Source organism: Variovorax sp. RCC_210 (genome assembly GCF_041355175.1).
GTDB lineage: Bacteria > Pseudomonadota > Gammaproteobacteria > Burkholderiales > Burkholderiaceae_C > Variovorax.
Genome location: NZ_JBFUPJ010000009.1, coordinates 291,223 through 307,864, shown reverse-complemented (window position 1 = coordinate 307,864; position 16,642 = coordinate 291,223). Strand labels below are relative to the sequence as shown.

Annotated in this window: 17 protein-coding genes and 1 tRNA gene; 9 read left to right on the top strand and 9 right to left on the bottom strand. The window is 68.1% G+C overall.

The genetic code is table 11. The features are described 5' to 3' along the window. Positions 1 to 79: 79 nt before the first annotated feature. Positions 80 to 313, bottom strand: coding sequence for a hypothetical protein (locus tag AB6807_RS24555; protein ID WP_371086576.1), 234 nt, complete (start codon positions 311 to 313; stop codon positions 80 to 82). Between the two features lie 254 nt (positions 314 to 567). Between AB6807_RS24555 and AB6807_RS24550 the strand changes: the two genes are divergently transcribed. The 6 genes from AB6807_RS24550 (at position 568) to AB6807_RS24525 (ending at position 4,744) form a co-directional block, all read left to right on the top strand. After that, complete coding sequence (locus tag AB6807_RS24550) at positions 568 to 840, top strand: hypothetical protein (protein ID WP_116907119.1); 273 nt, start codon at positions 568 to 570, stop codon at positions 838 to 840. A gap of 67 nt (positions 841 to 907) precedes the next feature. Beyond that, positions 908 to 1,441 carry a hypothetical protein gene (locus AB6807_RS24545; RefSeq protein ID WP_371086575.1) on the top strand — a complete coding sequence of 178 codons (534 nt, stop codon included), beginning with the start codon at positions 908 to 910 and terminating at the stop codon, positions 1,439 to 1,441. A gap of 58 nt (positions 1,442 to 1,499) precedes the next feature. Next, complete coding sequence (gene kdsA, locus AB6807_RS24540) at positions 1,500 to 2,345, top strand: 3-deoxy-8-phosphooctulonate synthase (RefSeq protein ID WP_116907117.1); 846 nt, start codon at positions 1,500 to 1,502, stop codon at positions 2,343 to 2,345. Positions 2,346 to 2,494: 149 nt separating this feature from the next. Continuing rightward, positions 2,495 to 2,872: a hypothetical protein gene (locus tag AB6807_RS24535; protein WP_371086574.1), complete on the top strand. Its 378-nt coding sequence runs from the start codon at positions 2,495 to 2,497 to the stop codon at positions 2,870 to 2,872. An 80-nt stretch (positions 2,873 to 2,952) separates the two neighbouring features. Continuing rightward, a complete protein-coding gene (locus AB6807_RS24530) occupies positions 2,953 to 3,921 on the top strand; it encodes a S1C family serine protease (RefSeq protein WP_371086573.1) in 969 nt (322 codons plus the stop codon). A gap of 193 nt (positions 3,922 to 4,114) precedes the next feature. Further along, complete coding sequence (locus AB6807_RS24525) at positions 4,115 to 4,744, top strand: DUF4337 domain-containing protein (protein ID WP_116907114.1); 630 nt, start codon at positions 4,115 to 4,117, stop codon at positions 4,742 to 4,744. Positions 4,745 to 4,819: 75 nt separating this feature from the next. Here AB6807_RS24525 and AB6807_RS24520 read toward each other — a convergent pair whose 3' ends face one another. Further along, positions 4,820 to 5,404 (bottom strand): lipocalin family protein, encoded by a 585-nt coding sequence (locus AB6807_RS24520; RefSeq protein WP_116907113.1) that lies wholly within the window; start codon positions 5,402 to 5,404, stop codon positions 4,820 to 4,822. A 130-nt stretch (positions 5,405 to 5,534) separates the two neighbouring features. Then, positions 5,535 to 7,097 carry a diguanylate cyclase domain-containing protein gene (locus AB6807_RS24515; protein WP_371086572.1) on the bottom strand — a complete coding sequence of 521 codons (1,563 nt, stop codon included), beginning with the start codon at positions 7,095 to 7,097 and terminating at the stop codon, positions 5,535 to 5,537. A gap of 286 nt (positions 7,098 to 7,383) precedes the next feature. Here AB6807_RS24515 and AB6807_RS24510 point away from each other — a divergent pair, with 286 nt between their 5' ends. After that, entirely contained in the window at positions 7,384 to 7,950 is a 567-nt protein-coding gene (locus AB6807_RS24510) for a thioredoxin family protein (RefSeq protein ID WP_371086571.1), read from the top strand. Positions 7,951 to 8,121: 171 nt separating this feature from the next. Here AB6807_RS24510 and AB6807_RS24505 read toward each other — a convergent pair whose 3' ends face one another. Further along, a complete protein-coding gene (locus AB6807_RS24505; protein ID WP_116907111.1) occupies positions 8,122 to 8,862 on the bottom strand; it encodes a response regulator in 741 nt (246 codons plus the stop codon). A 256-nt stretch (positions 8,863 to 9,118) separates the two neighbouring features. Between AB6807_RS24505 and AB6807_RS24500 the strand changes: the two genes are divergently transcribed. Next, positions 9,119 to 10,498: an ATP-binding protein gene (locus tag AB6807_RS24500; RefSeq protein WP_371086570.1), complete on the top strand. Its 1,380-nt coding sequence runs from the start codon at positions 9,119 to 9,121 to the stop codon at positions 10,496 to 10,498. Positions 10,499 to 10,657: 159 nt separating this feature from the next. Next, positions 10,658 to 12,445: a cytochrome c biogenesis protein DipZ gene (locus AB6807_RS24495; protein ID WP_371086569.1), complete on the top strand. Its 1,788-nt coding sequence runs from the start codon at positions 10,658 to 10,660 to the stop codon at positions 12,443 to 12,445. Between the two features lie 30 nt (positions 12,446 to 12,475). On the opposite strand, the gene AB6807_RS24490 is transcribed toward AB6807_RS24495, so the two are convergent. From AB6807_RS24490 to AB6807_RS24470, 5 genes are all read right to left on the bottom strand, one after another. Further along, positions 12,476 to 13,945, bottom strand: coding sequence for an HD domain-containing phosphohydrolase (locus AB6807_RS24490; RefSeq protein WP_371086568.1), 1,470 nt, complete (start codon positions 13,943 to 13,945; stop codon positions 12,476 to 12,478). 77 nt (positions 13,946 to 14,022) lie between these two features. Next, on the bottom strand, positions 14,023 to 14,814 hold the full coding sequence (locus tag AB6807_RS24485) for an alpha/beta fold hydrolase (RefSeq protein ID WP_371086567.1): 792 nt from the start codon (positions 14,812 to 14,814) through the stop codon (positions 14,023 to 14,025). 879 nt (positions 14,815 to 15,693) lie between these two features. Beyond that, complete coding sequence (locus AB6807_RS24480) at positions 15,694 to 16,002, bottom strand: hypothetical protein (protein WP_371086566.1); 309 nt, start codon at positions 16,000 to 16,002, stop codon at positions 15,694 to 15,696. Positions 16,003 to 16,055: 53 nt separating this feature from the next. Further along, positions 16,056 to 16,132: transfer RNA gene (locus tag AB6807_RS24475), tRNA-Pro, on the bottom strand. A 20-nt stretch (positions 16,133 to 16,152) separates the two neighbouring features. Beyond that, positions 16,153 to 16,623, bottom strand: coding sequence for a MerR family transcriptional regulator (locus AB6807_RS24470; RefSeq protein ID WP_371086565.1), 471 nt, complete (start codon positions 16,621 to 16,623; stop codon positions 16,153 to 16,155). Positions 16,624 to 16,642: the final 19 nt, after the last annotated feature.

The following is a 16,642-nucleotide window of genomic DNA, read 5'->3' as shown; positions in this document are numbered from 1 at the left end:
CGCTCGGTGCGTTAACGCACGTACCGCAAGCGAGCGTCGCGGAGCCGCTTTGTATTCGGGAAAGCACTGCGGCGTGCTGTCACAGCGACGCCTTCACCAGCGCGGCCCATTGCTCGAAGCTGTCGGCGGGCCAGTTGTTGTCCACCTTCAGCCGCTCCACCGCATAGGGGCGCGGCTTGCCGCCGTACCAGTTGAACCATGCGCTTCCCTCACCCGCCTCGCCCCTGGGCACGCAGGCGAGCGGCACATCGAACTCGTAGATCACGAATTCGGTGCCCGCAGGGAAGTCGGATCGCTCGGGGAGCTTGGCCATGTGCAGGGACGCCTTGTTCAATGGGTTGATGGGCTGATGGACTGATGGGTTGAGGTCGAAGGTAGCAGCACGCAGTCGCGCGGCGGGGATGTTTTCGGCATCTCTTCCGACAGGGCGCGCATGCGAAGCGCACTACATTTTTTACGAACCATTTGACCTTTGTTTCACCTTCGTTGCACACCCCGCGCATGAACTCATTTCGCTCGGCATCCCTCCTGAGATCCATCGCCCGTCCATCGCGACGCGAGCGCGTGATGGCTACCAAGGCCTTGCCCGATGCGCTCGCCCATTCGGAGCTGCACCACGGCGGTTGGGAAATTCACTACCGCGTGGAACCGGCCAGCGAAAAGTTCGCGGGCAGCGCGCGCATTCATTCGGGTGGCCATCCCGAGCCGCATTGCGAGCTGTCGATCTTCGAGCCGCAGTCGAACGCGCTGGCCTCCTTCGACCTGCTGCGCGAGCAGTGCCTGGCGTGGATCGAGGGGCGCGCTGAAAGCCCTTCGGCCCGATCGCTCTCGGCGGACTGAAGCACCGCCCAGGCAGGCTGCCCCGGCGCGTTTTCGGGGCGGACGCCAAAGGCGTGGAGAATGCGAGATGACTCCCTCCTCCCCCGCCTTTCTTTCCCCGGACCATATTGCGGTGCTGCGCGCCGTGGCCCGCATGGACCTGTCGCTCGGCACCGTCATCGGTCAGAGCCTGGGTCGGCCGGTGTCCGACGACCTGGCGGAGTTGCGGCTCCAGGGTCACGTCCGCGAGGTTTCCAGCCCGCGGCACGACGGCACGCCCGGCCACCTGTACACCATCACCACCAAGGGCCGCGACGCGCTGCAAGGCCGCGACGCGCTGCAAGGCCGCGACGAAGCACCGAGCAACGCCGCGCCCACCCCCACCCTGGGCCCCCGCCCGCCCCTGCGCCGCGAGACCTACACCGGCAGCGAGATGCGCCCCTTCACCGGCCGCGCGGGCTCGATGGACGCGCTGAAGTACCCCAGCCGGGTCGGCAACCAGCTGCGCTACCGCGACGACGGCACGCCACCGGCGAACACCGATGGCAAGGATGCCAAGGACGCCACGGACGACAGGGCCGGCAAGGACAAGAAAAACGAGCCGCCGCGCCGCAAAGGCTGAGCCGGCCGGGGGCTGCTGAAGCGGACGGACAATAGGGCCAAACAGCCTGGAGAAAACCTTGTCTACCGTCACCATCAGCCCCAACGTCAGCGTCAGCAACACAAGCCCCTTCGTTCTCTTCGGCGGGGTCAACGTGCTGGAGTCCCGCGACCTGGCCCTGCGCAGCGCCGAGGAATATGTGCGCGTCACGCAGAAGCTGGGCATTCCCTATGTCTTCAAGGGCAGCTTCGACAAGGCCAACCGCTCGTCGATCCACTCGTACCGCGGCCCGGGGCTGGACGAGGGCCTGAAGATCCTGCAGGCCGTGAAAGACAGCTTCGGCGTGCCGGTGCTCACCGACGTGCACGAAATTGCCCAGGCCGCCCCCGTGGCCGAGGTGGTCGACGTGCTGCAGCTGCCCGCCTTCCTGGCGCGCCAGACCGACCTGGTGGTGGCACTGGCCAAGACCGGCCGCGTCATCAACATCAAGAAGCCGCAGTTCCTGAGCCCCTCGCAAATGCTCAACATCGTCGAGAAGTTCAAGGAAGCGGGCAACGACCGGCTCATTCTTTGCGACCGCGGCACCTGCTTCGGCTACGACAACCTGGTGGTCGACATGCTGGGCTTCGGCGTGATGAAGAAGATCACGCAAGACCTGCCGGTGATCTTCGACGTGACCCACGCGCTGCAGCAGCGCGAAGCCGGCGCCGCGGCCTCCGGCGGGCGCCGCGAGCAGGTGGCCGACCTGGCGCGCGCCGGCATGGCCGTAGGCCTGGGCGGCCTCTTTCTGGAGGCCCACCCCGACCCGGCACAGGCCAAGTGCGACGGCCCCAGCGCCCTGCCGCTGGACAAGCTGGAACCCTTCCTGACCCAGCTGAAGGCGCTGGACGACCTGGTCAAGTCGTTCCCGGCATTGAAGATTTGAGCCGGTAGCCAAAAAAAGAATGGCTTCGTACTAAACATCTGGCCGGACTTTCCGATAGATCACTCAGGCGCCAAAACCCCGACACACAGCGGGACCGGCGCAGGCACCGCCCTCACGGCGCGGACGATCGAACAACGGAAAGGCCCGGCATGAACAGAGAAGCTTCGGCACTCGGACACGACTTCTCCAGGTGGGCGCGCCTGACCGAGAGCTACGCCAAGGAGGTCGAGGCGCTGCGCCGCGAGGAGCCCGGCGCGTCGATGCGGCTCATGCGCATCGCCCACGCGCTGATGCAGCACCAGGACCCGTTCAGCGCCAACCCGCCGGACTCCGAGCACATGCCGCTGCCGCTGCGCTTTGCACCGCCGAGGCCGCCCCGGTCTTCAGGGGCTGCCCGGCCCGGCGCCCCCGCGTGGAGCGGCCCGCTGCGCAAGGCGCTGAGCGGCTTCAGGGAGCGCCTGCGCAGCCGCGGGGAGGGCTCCGGACACGCAGACGCACAGGGCTCCCCCCCGTCACCACTGGCTTGAAAAGCCCGCGCGCCGCCGCCATTTCCCTGGAAACATTTCCCTGAAATCTTCTTCGGGACCCGGCGACTGAAAGGTGCTCCATGGGCGCGCGCGACGAATTCCTTCTCGACTCTTACTCGGCCACCGTCACACAGGTGGCCCACACGGCCAGCGCGGCGGTCGCGCACATCAAGGTCAAGAAACCGGGCCAGCGGGGTGCTGCCTCCGCCCAGGGCGCGGTGCACGGCAGCGGCTCGGGCTTTCTGTTCACGCCCGACGGCTTCACCCTCACCAACGCCCACGTGGTCGAAGGCGCGAGCGAGCTGCGCGCCGCCTTTGCCGACGGCACCGAAAGCATCGCGCGGCTGGTGGGCATCGACGCCTCCACCGACATCGCGGTGCTGCGCATCGAGTCGCACCCTGCGGCCTTCCTGCCGCTGGGCAGCTCGGCGGCGCTGCAGCCCGGCCAGGTGGCCGTGGCGGTGGGCAACCCGCTGGGCTTCGACTTCACCGTGACGGCCGGCATCGTCAGCGCGCTGGGCCGCAGCCTGCCCTCGCGCGGCGGCCGGATGATCGAGGATGTGATCCAGACCGACGTGGCGCTCAACCCCGGCAACTCCGGCGGCCCGCTGCTGGACAGCGCGGCCAACGTCATCGGCGTGAACACCGCCGTCATTCCCTCGGCCCAGGGCCTGAGCTTTGCCGTGGCCATCGACACCGCGCGCTGGGTGGCCGGCGAGCTGATGCGCCACGGCGCCGTGCGCCGTGGCAAGCTGGGCGTGCAGTGCGCCGCCGTGGCCCTGCCCCGGCGCTGGGTGCGCGAAAACGATTGGCCCGTGGCCACCGGCGTGCGGGTGGTCGAGGTGGTGGCCGGCTCGGCCGCCGCGCGCGACGGACTGCGCAGCGGCGACATCCTCGTGGGCTGCGACGGCACGCCGCTGGCGCAGCTGTCCGACCTGTTGAAGCGGCTGGCGGGCGAAGGCTATGGAAAGCCGCTGCTGCTGAAGCTGCTGCGGCCCGTGGCGGGCACGCTGACGCCGTTCTACCTGACGGTCACGCCCGGGGGCTGAGCTCTAAAGCAAAGAGGAAAGAGCGACCGAAGAGCGAGGGAAGACCGAGGGAAAGCGCTTAGGAGAACCCGCGCCGCGCTGTAGGCGCCTGGGTGTCGGCGAACGTTCATGAAGACCGGGCATGCTCACGCGCGCCCGACGCTTTTCTCCAGAGAGTCTGTCGACTCGCCCCTCCCGCTACCCAAAGGATTTCATGTCAGGACACGGCTTTCACGTGCACGGCCCGCACGACCACGAACTCGAACACGCCGCATCGGGCGGCCACGGCAACGACCACGGGCACGGCTCGGAAGACGCCGCGGCGCAGGGCGGCGGCATGAGCATGACCAGCAAGATCGCGGTGTGCACCGCGGTGATCGCCACCGTGGGCGCCATCTTCTCGTACATGGGCGGGGCCACGCAGGCCAACGCCGGCCTCTACAAGAACAACGCCGCCATCAAGAAGACCGAGGCGTCGAACCAGTGGAATTACTTCCAGTCGAAGAGCACCAAGCAGGCGCTGGCCGAGTTCGCGCGCGACACCGCCACCGACGACACCCGCCGCCAGGGCTGGCAGGTGAAGGTGGCGCGCTACGAGCAGGAAAAGACCGACATCCAGACCGCCGCGCGCAAGCTGGAAGACGAGTCGAACCGCTGGGACGCGCAGTCTGAAGAGCAGATGCACCAGCACCACCGCTGGGCGCAGGCGACCACCGTGCTGCAGGTGTCCATCGCGCTGGCCGCCATGGCGCTGCTCACCAAGAAGAAGTGGCTGGAGCGCGGCATGTTCGGCGTGGCCGCGGCCGGGCTGGCCATCGGCGTGCTGGCGGCGCTGCACATCTAGCACGGGCTGCGCGCAGCCACGCGAGAAGACGGACGCGCGGAGACGGACGCGAGCAGACGGACGCGGGGCTGCTTCCTACTTCCTGGCTGCGTCCGCGTCTTCCGGCCACTGCTGCGGCACGCGGCGCAGCTTGTCGACCGCGTAGCCCAGCGTCTTCAGCTGCGTGACCGCGGCCTGGTACACCGGCTCCGACACTGTCGGCGTGCGCGCCATGATCCAGGCGTAGTCGCGGTCGCTGCGGCCGATGATGGTCAGCTGGTAGTCGCGGTCGATGTCCACGATCACGTACTCCGCCTTGATGGGCCAGATGAACTGCATGCCCCATACCGCATTGCTGGTGCCGGGCACCACGGTGCCGGTGGGGTTCATGGTTTTCAGCGGGCCGTCGAAGCCGCCTTCGCGGTAGCGAAAGCGCGTGTCGATGCTGCCGTCGGGCTTCAGGCTGTACGACTCCACCGCGTTGAAGGCATCGCGCTCGGGCCGCGTGGGAATGTTGCCGATGACGTACCAGTCGCCCATGAAGCGTTGCAGGTCGACCTGCTTCACCGGCGTGATGGTGGGCGGCGACACGGCGCAGCCGGTCATCATGAAAGCGGCCGCCACGCCCAGCACCATGTGCAGCGGGGGGCTGGCAAGAAGGGTTCGCAGGGTACGGGTCATGTCCTCGGCTCCGGTGTTTTGAAAAGCCACCCTAGCGCGCCGACCCGCCGCGCCGCGTCGGACGGGACGCCTTGGAGCCGCTGCCAATACACCGGCCACGACCGGCCATTGCCCGCACCGACCGGCAACGCTACAGCGTCTGCCACCCCGACATCAACCGCCTGGCCGATCGCTCGCCCGCGACCACGTAGCTGCCGCGCCCGCCCTGCTTGGCCTGGTACATGGCCTTGTCGGCGGCGCCGAGCAGGGCCTGCGGGGTTTCGTCGCCGCTGCCCAGCGCGATGCCGATCGACACGCCGATGGAAATGCGCGAGTCGCGCAGCTGCAGCGGCACGGCAATGGCTTCGATGCAGCGCTGCGCCAGCGTCAGCGCGGCGCCCTGGGCCGGGTCTTCGAAGTCGGCGGCCAGCAGAACGAACTCGTCGCCGCCCATGCGCGCCACGGTGTCCGTCTCGCGCACCAGGCCGAGCAGGCGGCGCGCAATTTCCTGCAGGGCCTGGTCGCCGGCCTCGTGGCCCAGCGTGTCGTTGAGGTTCTTGAAGCCGTCCAGGTCAAGGTACAGCAGCGCCACCTGGCTCACGTTGCGCTTGGCGCGCACCAGCGTCTGCTGCAGCCGGTCGTCCAGCAGCTTGCGGTTGGGCAGGCCGGTGAGGCTGTCGTGGTGGGCCATGCGCGCCAGCGCCGCCTGGTTGTCGACCAGCTTGGCCAGCAGGCGGTTGAAGGCCTGCGTGAGGTGGCCGATTTCGTCGTTGCGCACCACCCGCAGCGGCGTGAGCGCGAGCTCGCCGCGGGTCATGCGGTCGGCCTGGTCGGCCGCGCGCAGCAGGGGCCGCAAGAGCCACACCAGCACCAGGCCGATCACCGCCAGCACGACCAGCACCGCGGGCGCGCGCTGCTGCAGGATGAAGCGCTGCATGCGCCCCACCGGCGCCAGCGCCTCCGCCACGGGCAGCCGCGCCACCACGAACCAGCCGGCGATGGGCACCGAGGCGATGGCCGAGATTTCGTCGATGCCCTTGGCGTTGCGCGTGGTGCCGCTGCCGCGGTAGCCCTCCATGGCGCGGTCGTGCAGCAGGTTCACGCCCACGGGCGGGGTCGAGGTGAGCGACATCGAGGTGTCCGTCGAGGCCACGAAGAGCCGGTCGCGCGGCGACACCACCAGGATGCCGCCGGCATGGCCGACGCGTCCGCGCTGCAGGTGTTCGAGCAGGCCGTCGGCGTCGAGGTCGGCGGTGCCGGCGAGCACGGCCATCACCTGGCCGTCGCCGCTGCGCACGGGCACGGCCATGGGCAGCACCGAATGGCCCGACACGGGCACCGCCTGCGGGCGCCCCAGGCTGGAGCGCCCGGCGAGCGCGCCGGCGAATTCCGAGCCGTCCACGGGCACGCGCCCTTGCCCGTCGAGCCGGTTGCCGGCCGCGTCGGTCACCTGCAGGCCAAGGGGGAACACGGGGCTGAGCGAACTGCGTTCCTCCAGCCAGGCGCGCAACGGCTCGGGCTGCGACAGCAGGCCCCGCGGCAGCGTGGCGGCCAGCCGGTCCAGGAAGAGCAGGCGTTCGCCCAGGTAGTTGTCGACGTCGCGGGCCACGTAGTCGGCCAGGGCCGTCTGTTGGGTGGCGACGGACTGCGTGAGGTCCGAGCGAAGGAAGCGGGTGAGCTGGAAGTAGCTCAGGGCCGTTCCCACCAACGCCATGAGAAGGCCCATCAGCATTAACCGAGCAACCAGGCTGTTGGCAGTTTTTCTGAATTTCACTCGGTTGAAACGTGGTGAGCCGGACAGGATGCGAACTTTAGCTTAACTGTCTGTCAGCCGGGGCGTCGGACCGGGATCCGGCTGTTTCGTGAAACGTAGTGTTCGCCCGGCGCCGCGCGGATACACAGGCATACGCAGTTCGCGCCGCGAGGGGGGCGTGCGTCGAAGAATCGGCCACGTTCACGCACCGATGAACACCCCCCACTCTTCTTCCGAAGGAACCCCCATGCGCTTTCGCTCCCCTGCCCTTTTCTTCGCCGTCGTGCTCACGGCGTCCGCCGCGGCCTTGACGATGTCGTTCGCCGCATCGCCGTGGGGTGGCGACATTGCCGCGGCCGACGCGCAGCCCGCGCCCGAGTTCCAGAACATCGACACGTGGCTCAACTCGCAGCCGCTGAAACTGCAGGAGCTGCGCGGCAAGGTGGTGCTGGTCGACTTCTGGACCTACACCTGCATCAACTGCCTCAACCACCTGCCCTACGTGAAAGACTGGAACGAAAAGTACAAGGACCAGGGGCTGGTCGTCGTCGGCGTGCACACGCCGGAGTTCGCGTACGAGAAGTCGACAAGGAACGTGAAGGACGCCATCCAGCGCCTGCAGATCAAGCATGCGGTCGCGCAGGACAACAGCTACGGCACATGGAAGGCGTTCAAGAACCAGTACTGGCCGGCGGTGTACCTGATCGACAAGCAGGGAAAGATCGTCTATTCGCACTTTGGCGAGGGCAGCTACGCCGCGACCGAGAAGAAGATCCAGGCGTTGCTTGCGGCGCCTTCTTCGAGCGGGTCTTGACGATGCATGGGCTGCTGTTCACACGCCCTGAGCAACAGCAACAACAGCAACAGCAAACGAAATGAAGAAACTCTGGTTCGCCCTGCTCTTCTTCGCAGGCGGAATCGCGCACGAAGTGCGCAACCCTGTCAGCTGCCAATGCATCACGACGCGCGCCAACGCGCGCCCGCGTCAGTCCAACGCTTCGACGGAAGACGCGAACACATAGCCCTCGCTGCGCACCGTCTTGATGTAGCGCGGCTCGCGCGCATCGTCGCGCAGGCGCTGGCGCAGCCGGCTCACCAGCAGGTCGATCGACCGCTCGAACAGCTCCGCCTCGCGGCCCTGCGTCAGGCTTAGCAACTGGTCGCGGCTCAACACCTTCTGCGGATGGTCGAGAAACACGCGCAGCAGCCGGTATTCGGCGCCGCTCAACGCCACCATCACGCCGCTGTCGTCCAGCAGGTGGCGCGCGGTGGTGTCCACCTGCCAGTCGCCGAAGGCCAGCATCGTGGCCGACTCGGTCGCGTGCATGTTCGGCGGCAGCATGCGCGTGCGACGCAGCACCGAACGCATGCGCGCCAGCAGCTCGCGGGCCGAGAACGGCTTGGCCAGGTAGTCGTCGGCGCCCATTTCCAGGCCCAGGATGCGATCGGCCTCCTCGCTGCGCGCCGTGAGCATCAGGATGGGCGTGGCCTTGTACTTGCCGGTGCGCAGGTCGCGGCACAGCGTGAGGCCGTCTTCGCCCGGCAGCATCAGGTCGAGGATGATGAGATCGAACGGGCCCGACTCTTCCAGCGCCGCGCGCATGTGCCGCCCCGTGGGCACCGCCACCACGCGCAGGCCGTTCTTGACCAGGTAGGTGGTGAGCAGCTCGCGGATTTCCCGGTCGTCGTCGACGATGAGGATGTGGTCGGAATTCTTGGGGATCATGGCCGTGCGGTGAGGCTGTTGCTTGTGTGCGGAAGCCGCAATGTAGCCCGGCCGCCGGGCGGGACAAGCGGGTTTGTATGCCTGTGTATCCCGCGGGGCGAGCGGCCACAGTACGTTGCTTGGGGCGGACGTGCGCAAGGCCGATGCAGGCCGGCACGGGCCGTGGCAGGTAATGTTGTATGTCCCGCCCGGCTGCCCGACACACTGCCATACAAACAACCGCGCCCCCGGCGGCGGCGGGTCTATAAACCAGCCCATGCCTACCTCCGCAAGCCTTTCCGCGAACACCGCTTCCGCCCCGGTTGCGCCCCCCGGCCCCGGCCCCCGCCTGCGCCGGCTGGTGCCGCGCACGCTGTTCGCCCGCGTGACGCTGATCATCGTCATCGGCCTGGCCATCGCGCAGCTGCTGACCTTCGCCTCGATCCGCTACGAGCGCGGCATCGCGATGCGCGAGCTGATGATGACGGGCATCGAGCGCGACATCGCCAGCTCGGTCGCCATCCTCGACCGGCTGCCGGCCGGCGAGCGCGAAGGCTGGCTGGCGCGGCTGGAGCGGCGCAACTACCGCTTCGTGCTGGGCGGCACGGCGCAGGGCACCGCGCCCGACACGCCGATGTCGCAGCAGTTCGCCACGGCCATCGCCGAGGCGATGCGGCCGTTTCAGATCGTCAAGGTGGCGCAGGTGGCCAACCCGCCGCAGGGGCTGCAGATTCAGGTGCGGCTGTCCGACGGAGCCAGCGTGATCGTGCATGCGCGCCGGGTCGACATGCCGGTGTCGAGCTGGGTGATGTGGCTGCTGTGGGTGCAGCTGCTGGTGCTGGCGGTGTGCGCCTGGTACGCGGTGCGGCTGGTGACGCGGCCGCTGGCGCAGCTGGCCCATGCGGCCGACGAGCTGGGCCCCGACCTGAAGGGCCAGCCGCTGGCCGAAGAGGGCCCGACCGAGGTGCGGCACGCCGCGCGCGCCTTCAACGCCATGCAGAAGCGCATCGCAGGCTACATGGCCGAACGGGTGGAAATCCTGGCGGCCATTTCACACGACCTGCAGACGCCCATCACCCGCATGCGCCTGCGCACCGACCTGATGGACAGCGAACCCGACCGCCACAAGTTTCGCCAGGACCTGGACGAGATGCACGCGCTGGTGCGCGAAGGCGTGACCTATGCGCGCACGCTGCACGGCGCCACCGAGCCGCCGCTGCGCGTGGACGCCGACGCGCTGTTCGAAAGCATGCTGGCCGACTACGAAGACGCGGGCCAGCAGGTGCGGCTGGAAGGCCGCATGGGCGCGCCCATCGTCACGCGGCCGAACGCGCTGCGCCGCATCGTGATGAACCTGATCGACAACGCGCTGAAGTTCGGCGACGACGTGCGCCTGCAGGTGCATGCCGAGGCAGGCCAGCTGGTGGTGGCCGTGGTCGACAACGGCCCGGGCATTCCGCCCGACGAACTGCAGCAGGTGCTCAAGCCCTTCTACCGCGTGGAAAGCTCGCGCAACCGCAGCACCGGCGGCACCGGCCTGGGCCTGGCGATCGCGCACCAGCTGGCGACGGCCATGGGCGCGGAGCTGGCGCTGCGCAACCGCAGCGAAGGCGGGCTGGAGGCGCGGCTGACGCTGGACATTCGCGCCGCGCCCTAGCGTCCTAGCGTCCTAGCGCCCTAGCGCGCGATCGCACCGCGACTCGTCGCCGCACCCGTTCCCTGACCTTCCCTGCAAGCGGCTCGCATGGCGAGACCGTGAAGCCGCTGCTCGCTCTTTTTTTCACCCTTGCCATCGACCCTTCACCGGACCCGCACCATGTTCCTCCTCGTCGTTGCCTACCTGGGTGGTGTGCTCACCATCCTGAGCCCGTGCATCCTGCCGGTGCTGCCCTTCGTGTTCGCGCGGGCCGACCGGCCCTTCCGCTCGCACGGCCTGCCGATGCTGCTGGGCATGGCGCTGGCGTTCGCGGCCATTGCCACGCTGGCGGCGGTGGGCGGCGGCTGGGTGATCACGCTGAACCAGTACGGGCGCTACGCGGCCATCGCGATGCTGGCGCTGTTCGGCGTGACGCTGCTGTTTCCGTCGGTGGCCGACCGGCTGAGCCGGCCGCTGGTGGCGCTGGGGCTGCGCCTGTCGGAGGCGGACCGGGCGCGCGCGTCGGTGTTCTCGCCGCTGCTGCTGGGCGTGGGCACGGGGCTGCTGTGGGCGCCGTGCGCGGGGCCGATCCTGGGGCTCATCCTGACGGGTGCGGCGCTGAACGGTGCGAGCATCGGCACCTCGCTGCTGCTGCTGGCCTATGCGGCGGGCGCGTGCACGTCGCTTGCGGCGGCGCTGCTGTTCGGCGGGCGGCTGTTCGCGCTGATGAAGGGGTCGCTGCGCACCGGCGAATGGATGCGGCGCGTGGCGGGCGTGGCCGTGCTGGCCGGCGTGGGCGCGATCGCGCTGGGGCTGGACACGGGGCTGTTGAGCCAGGTGTCTTTCGGCACCACGTCGGCGCTGGAGAAGGTGCTGGTGGACAAGGTCGATACGAAGCGGCCCCAGCCGCTGTCGCAATCAGGCGTTGACCGCACCGGCCTCATGCTGACCGCCACCGCTCCCGAATCGGCCAAGCCCGCGCAAGCCCTGCCCGACGAAGGCCGCTTCGCGCCGCTCGCCGGCGCCACCGAGTGGATCAACTCCGCCCCGCTCACGCCCGAAGCCTTGCGCGGCAAGGTGGTGCTGGTCGACTTCTGGACCTACTCGTGCATCAACTGCCTGCGCGCCCTGCCCTACGTTCGCGCCTGGGCCGAGAAGTACAAGGACGCTGGCCTGGTGGTGGTCGGCGTGCACACGCCGGAGTTCGCCTTCGAGAAGCAGCCGGCCAACGTGCGCCGCGCCACCCAGGACCTGGGCGTGGGCTTTCCGGTGGCGGTGGACAGCAACTACGCCATCTGGCGCGCGTTCGACAACCAGTACTGGCCGGCGCTGTACTTCGTCGATGCGCAGGGGCGCATTCGCCATCACCAGTTCGGCGAGGGCAAGTACGCGCAGTCGGAGCAGGTCATCCAGCAACTGCTGGCGGAGGCCGGGCGGCCGGTCTCCGCATCCATCGGCGCCGGCACGCTCGTGGCGCCCGAGGGCCAGGGCACGCAGGCCGCCGCGGCCGCGGTGCCTGCGCTCTCGGGCGAGACCTACCTGGGCTACGAACGCGCGAACAGCTTCGCCTCGCCCGGCGGCATCGCGAGCGACCGGGCACGCGCGTACCAGGCGCCGGCGTCGCTGCGCACCAACCAGTGGGCACTCGACGGCGAATGGACGGTCGGCAGCGAGCGCGCGGTGCTCGGCCGTGCGAACGGGCGCATCGCCTACCGCTTTCATGCGCGCGACCTGCACCTGGTGCTCGGGCCGTCGGCCGACGGCAAGCCGGTGCGCTTTCGCGTGCGTGTCGACGGCAAGCCGCCGCTGGCGGACCACGGCACGGACACCGACGCGCAAGGCAACGGCACCATCGACGCGCAGCGGCTGTACCAGCTGGTGCGGCAGCAGTCGAACGGGCCGGACCGGCTCTTCGAGATCGAGTTTCTCGATGCGGGTGCGCAGGCCTACGTGTTCACGTTCGGCTGAAGATCGTGTTCTTGCGCGGCGCCGGACGGGTCAGAGCAGCCCGAGCGTCAGCGCCTTGAGCGTGGCCGCGGCGCGCGTGGTGCAGCCGAGCTTGCGGAAGATGTTCTCCAGATGCGCGCGCACGGTGCTCGGGCTGATGCCCAGCGAGCGCGCCGCCTCCTTGTTGCTTTCGCCGAGGCTGATGCGGCCCAGCACTTCGACCTCGCGGCCCGAGAGCAATGCGGCGTCGTTCGACGACGGCACCGCAGCGGCCGCCCGGGGATGGCCGGTGAGCGCGGCGACGGCCTGGGCGTCGAGCCGGCCGGCGTCGGCCTCGGCGCGCAGGGCGCTGGCCGCGTCGGCGTCGGGCAGCGCGGCCCTGCCCGGTCGGCCGGTGCACAGCGCCACCCAGTGCGCGGCCGCGGCGAGCACGCGGCATTCGGTGTCGATGGCCGGCCCCTTCACGCCGCGAAAGAAGCCCGAGCCGTCGAGGCGCTCGTCCACGAAGGAAGCAAGTTCGGCTTCGGCGCGCAATGTGTCGATGCGGCGCGCGGCGCGCTCCGTCCAGTAGGGCACGAGGCGCAGCCGCTCGGCGTCGGCCTCGCTGCGCACGCCGGGCGTGTCCCACACGCTGTTGGGCACCGACGCACGGCCGATGCCATGGATGAGCCCCGCGCGGTACACGCGCTGCTGCTGCGCCGCGTCCAGCCCTAGCTCGGCGGCGCAACGCCGCGCGGCCTCGGCCACTCGGCGCGAAAAACCGGTCATCCAGGGCAGCTTGAGGTCGATGACGTCGGCGATGAGCTCCAGCGGCGCGGTCGCGCCCTGCAAGGTACCGGGCGACGGCAGCGCCTCGGTCGCGGCGCCCTGCTCCAGCCCGTGCAGCCAGTCGACCGCGTGGCGCTGTACGGCGTCGACCAGGAAGGCGGGGTAGCGGGCATCGGCGCGCTCGGCGATGTAGCGCAGCGCATTGCTCAGGCCGTGCACGCGCGAGAGGATCTCGAGGTCGCCCGCGATGCTGACCAGGAACACCTCGCCGGGAATGCGCGAAGCGTCGAGCCCGTTCGGCTTGCCGCGGCCGTCGTAGGTTTCGAAGATGTGGCGCAGTGGCAATTCCACCGCCGCGGGCATGCCCAGCGTGCGCGCGATGTCGCCCGACACCTCGCAGTGGATTTCCGCGAGCGGCCCCACGGAGCCCGCGAAGTCGGCCGCCGCGCGCGCCGAGCCGGTGGCGAGCATGGTGCGGCGCCCGCCCACGTCGTCGCCCAGCAGGTCGGAGAACTCGGGCGCGTTGGCCGTGCAGCCCGACCAGCGCAGCAAGGACACGCAGGCCGCGTGGCCCTGCGTGGCTTCGCCCTGCCCGGTGGCCGCCGCGAGCTGCGAAGCCAGCCACGCGGTGCGCGTCGAATGGTCGACGGGTTGGCCCATGCTGAGATCGCCGACGAAGGCGAGCGCGCGGATGGCGTCGAAGACCTGGATGGGGGAAGAAGGCGGAGCGGAAGACAAAACGAAAGACGGCACGAAAAACGGCACGGAGGACGAAGAAAGCCGAGGGCGGCGTGCCGACGCCGCATGGCGCCGCGCCGGCACGCGCGAACTTACTTGGATTGGCGCACGGCGTCCAGGATCACTTCGGCCACCTTGGCAGGCTGCGATTGCTGCGGCACGTGGCTGCTGTTCACGCGCGTGAGGTGCGCGCCGATCTTCTTGGCCATGTCGAGTTGCAGCGCGGGCTGGATCATGTGGTCGGCGCCGGTGGCGAGGTACCACGAGGGCTTGGTCTTCCAGGCGGCCACCGAGATCTTCTGCTCGAACGACTTGCCCAGGATGGGGCCTTGCGTGGCCGTCATCACGGCGGTGGCGGAGGCCGGCAGGTCTTGCGCGAAGTGCTTGCTCATGCCCTCTTTGGTGAGCGACAGGAAGCCGCTCTTGTCGGCCACGATGTGCGCGAAGCCGGGCGCCGGCGGGTAGTCCTTGCCGAGCTCGGCGCTGGTCTGGCCGGCGTCGGGCGCGAACGCGGCCACGTAGACCAGCGAGCTCACCTTGTCGTCGGCGCCGGCTTCGGTGATGACCGAGCCGCCCCACGAATGGCCCACCAGCACCACCTTGCCGGGCTGCGCGTCGATGGCGCGCTTGGCGGCGGCCACGTCGTCTTCCAGCGAGGTGAGCGGGTTCTGCACGGCCACCACGTGCAGCCCCTTGGCCTGCAGCAGCGGAATGACCTTGGCCCAGTCGGAGCCATCGGCGAAGGCGCCGTGGACGATCACGACGCTGGGCTTGGCGGTGTCTTGCGCGGCCGACGGCGCGGCCGGCGTGGCAGCCATGGTGGAGAACGACAGGCCGATCACGGATGCGGCGGCGGCGAGCTTGAAGCGTTGGGCGATTTTCATGACGGGGTCCAGTGACGGGGAGTGACGGAAAAGGAAGAGATGAAGGGAGAACCCGTACTGTCCGCTTCGGGCGATGGCCGCGCCATTGGACGAATGTCCGATCGGGGCCTGACCGAATACCGTGAATTGGGGAGTGCGAAGAAAGTAGTCAATTGCAACAATTGCTGCAAATGCACCGCGGGATGCCGAAGGCCGAAAGAGCCAGGTTTGGTAGGTCAACGTGCGCAACCGGACGACTTGATGGCCAAACTTTTTTCACTCTGCGCATGCGGCTCGGAGTATCTGCAGCGGATTCCACGACGCCCATGGATGCGCCTGTTTCCGGGCCGGCTGCACTACCGGTGCTCGGTCTGCAAGCAGCACCACCTGGTTTCGGCACACAAGGTGGACGAGGCCCGCGCCTCGCACGCGAGCAAGGGCGCGTACCGGAAGGAGTAGTCGAAACCGACGCTCCCCATGTAAAAAGTCGTAAACCGATGGCGAGGTTGCGGCGTTGCTACGAAATGGCCATACCTCAGCCTTCCTTCGTAGCCTTCGCGTTCCTCGTGGGCGTTGCCGCAGGCGCGATCCTCATGAGCATGCTCGCAGTCGTTCGACATGAACGCGATCGCGCCGTGAAGGCGTTCGACGCGGGCCCCACGCCCAAGCCGTGCCTGCGACCTGCACGCAGGTCGCGGCGCTATGCGAAGCGGCGGACTTTTCCTCTGGCTCTGTCGACGTGGTCGCCGCAGAAGAACGCGCAAGCGCGCAGATGCGGCTGGCCTGTTGCACGATCGGCGAAGTCTTAGACAGAAATCGCGGGGGCATATCGAAAACCCCTGCTATACTCGCCGCTTCGCTCAAAGATCCTGAGCGTTGCCTGGCCAGGCAAGCCGAATCTCATACCGGCGCGTCGAAGTTACTACGACGAGAAAAACAACAAGTGACTTCCGCAATTGAATATTTGCCGTAGCGTGGACCGCGTAAGAGTTCACGACCAAATTCAAAAGCCTGCCTTGTGCAGGCTTTTTCGTTGGTGTCTGAGTCGTGGATTGTTGAAGGCGATTGAGCTTTGGCCTGCGCTCGCTCTTCCGTGATTTTCTCGACACGGAAGAATGCAGGAAGCCGCTCGACGAACATTCCAGTCCACCCCTCGCCTCGATGGCGAACCCGGCGCGGATGGCTCGCGCCTTGAAATGCTTCGGACAAAGAAAAACGGCTTACGCCTTGTGAGCGTAAGCCGTCGTTCTATCTACTGATTTTGGTCGGTGTGAAAGGATTCGAACCTTCGACCCCTTGCACCCCATGCAAGTGCGCTACCAGGCTGCGCCACACACCGAAGCTCTCGATTATAGCTGTCTAAATTGGGTGTCCGACAGTCAACAGCTCACGAATTTCAAAGAGTTCGCGGCGAAGGTGCAACAACTGCGAAAGATCGACCGTTTTTGCAGCCACGGCAGCAGACGCTGGCGTGTCCTGAACCACGGCGGCATCGAATTCTTCCTGGTCGATCTCGATGGCTTCCATGCCTTCGAGCGGCACCTCGCCCGCCTTGCGGCGGTCGCGTTCGCCCTGCACCAGTTCTTGCAGCTTGTTGCGTGCACCGCTGATGGTGAAGCCCTGGTCATAGAGCAGGTCGCGGATGCGGCGAATCATGAGCACCTCGTGGTGCTGGTAGTAGCGGCGGTTGCCGCGCCGCTTCATGGGCCGCAGTTGCGTGAACTCCTGCTCCCAATAGCGCAGCACGTGCGGCTTCACGCCACAGAGTTCGCCCACTTCACCGATGGTGAAGTAGCGTTTGACAGGAATCGGCGGGAGCGTTTTCTCCATTGAAATCAAGACTGTGCGC

Coding starts and splice junctions, on each gene's coding strand:
- AB6807_RS24500 (WP_371086570.1), top strand. CDS start 9,119: ATGCCTACCTCCGCAAGCCTTTCCGCGAACACCGCTTCCGCCCCGGTT.
- AB6807_RS24485 (WP_371086567.1), bottom strand. CDS start 14,814: ATGAAAATCGCCCAACGCTTCAAGCTCGCCGCCGCCGCATCCGTGATC.
- AB6807_RS24555 (WP_371086576.1), bottom strand. CDS start 313: ATGGCCAAGCTCCCCGAGCGATCCGACTTCCCTGCGGGCACCGAATTC.
- AB6807_RS24470 (WP_371086565.1), bottom strand. CDS start 16,623: ATGGAGAAAACGCTCCCGCCGATTCCTGTCAAACGCTACTTCACCATC.
- AB6807_RS24515 (WP_371086572.1), bottom strand. CDS start 7,097: ATGGCGTTGGTGGGAACGGCCCTGAGCTACTTCCAGCTCACCCGCTTC.
- AB6807_RS24495 (WP_371086569.1), top strand. CDS start 10,658: ATGTTCCTCCTCGTCGTTGCCTACCTGGGTGGTGTGCTCACCATCCTG.
- AB6807_RS24550 (WP_116907119.1), top strand. CDS start 568: ATGGCTACCAAGGCCTTGCCCGATGCGCTCGCCCATTCGGAGCTGCAC.
- AB6807_RS24535 (WP_371086574.1), top strand. CDS start 2,495: ATGAACAGAGAAGCTTCGGCACTCGGACACGACTTCTCCAGGTGGGCG.
- AB6807_RS24530 (WP_371086573.1), top strand. CDS start 2,953: ATGGGCGCGCGCGACGAATTCCTTCTCGACTCTTACTCGGCCACCGTC.
- AB6807_RS24510 (WP_371086571.1), top strand. CDS start 7,384: ATGCGCTTTCGCTCCCCTGCCCTTTTCTTCGCCGTCGTGCTCACGGCG.
- AB6807_RS24505 (WP_116907111.1), bottom strand. CDS start 8,862: ATGATCCCCAAGAATTCCGACCACATCCTCATCGTCGACGACGACCGG.
- AB6807_RS24525 (WP_116907114.1), top strand. CDS start 4,115: ATGTCAGGACACGGCTTTCACGTGCACGGCCCGCACGACCACGAACTC.
- AB6807_RS24545 (WP_371086575.1), top strand. CDS start 908: ATGACTCCCTCCTCCCCCGCCTTTCTTTCCCCGGACCATATTGCGGTG.
- AB6807_RS24520 (WP_116907113.1), bottom strand. CDS start 5,404: ATGACCCGTACCCTGCGAACCCTTCTTGCCAGCCCCCCGCTGCACATG.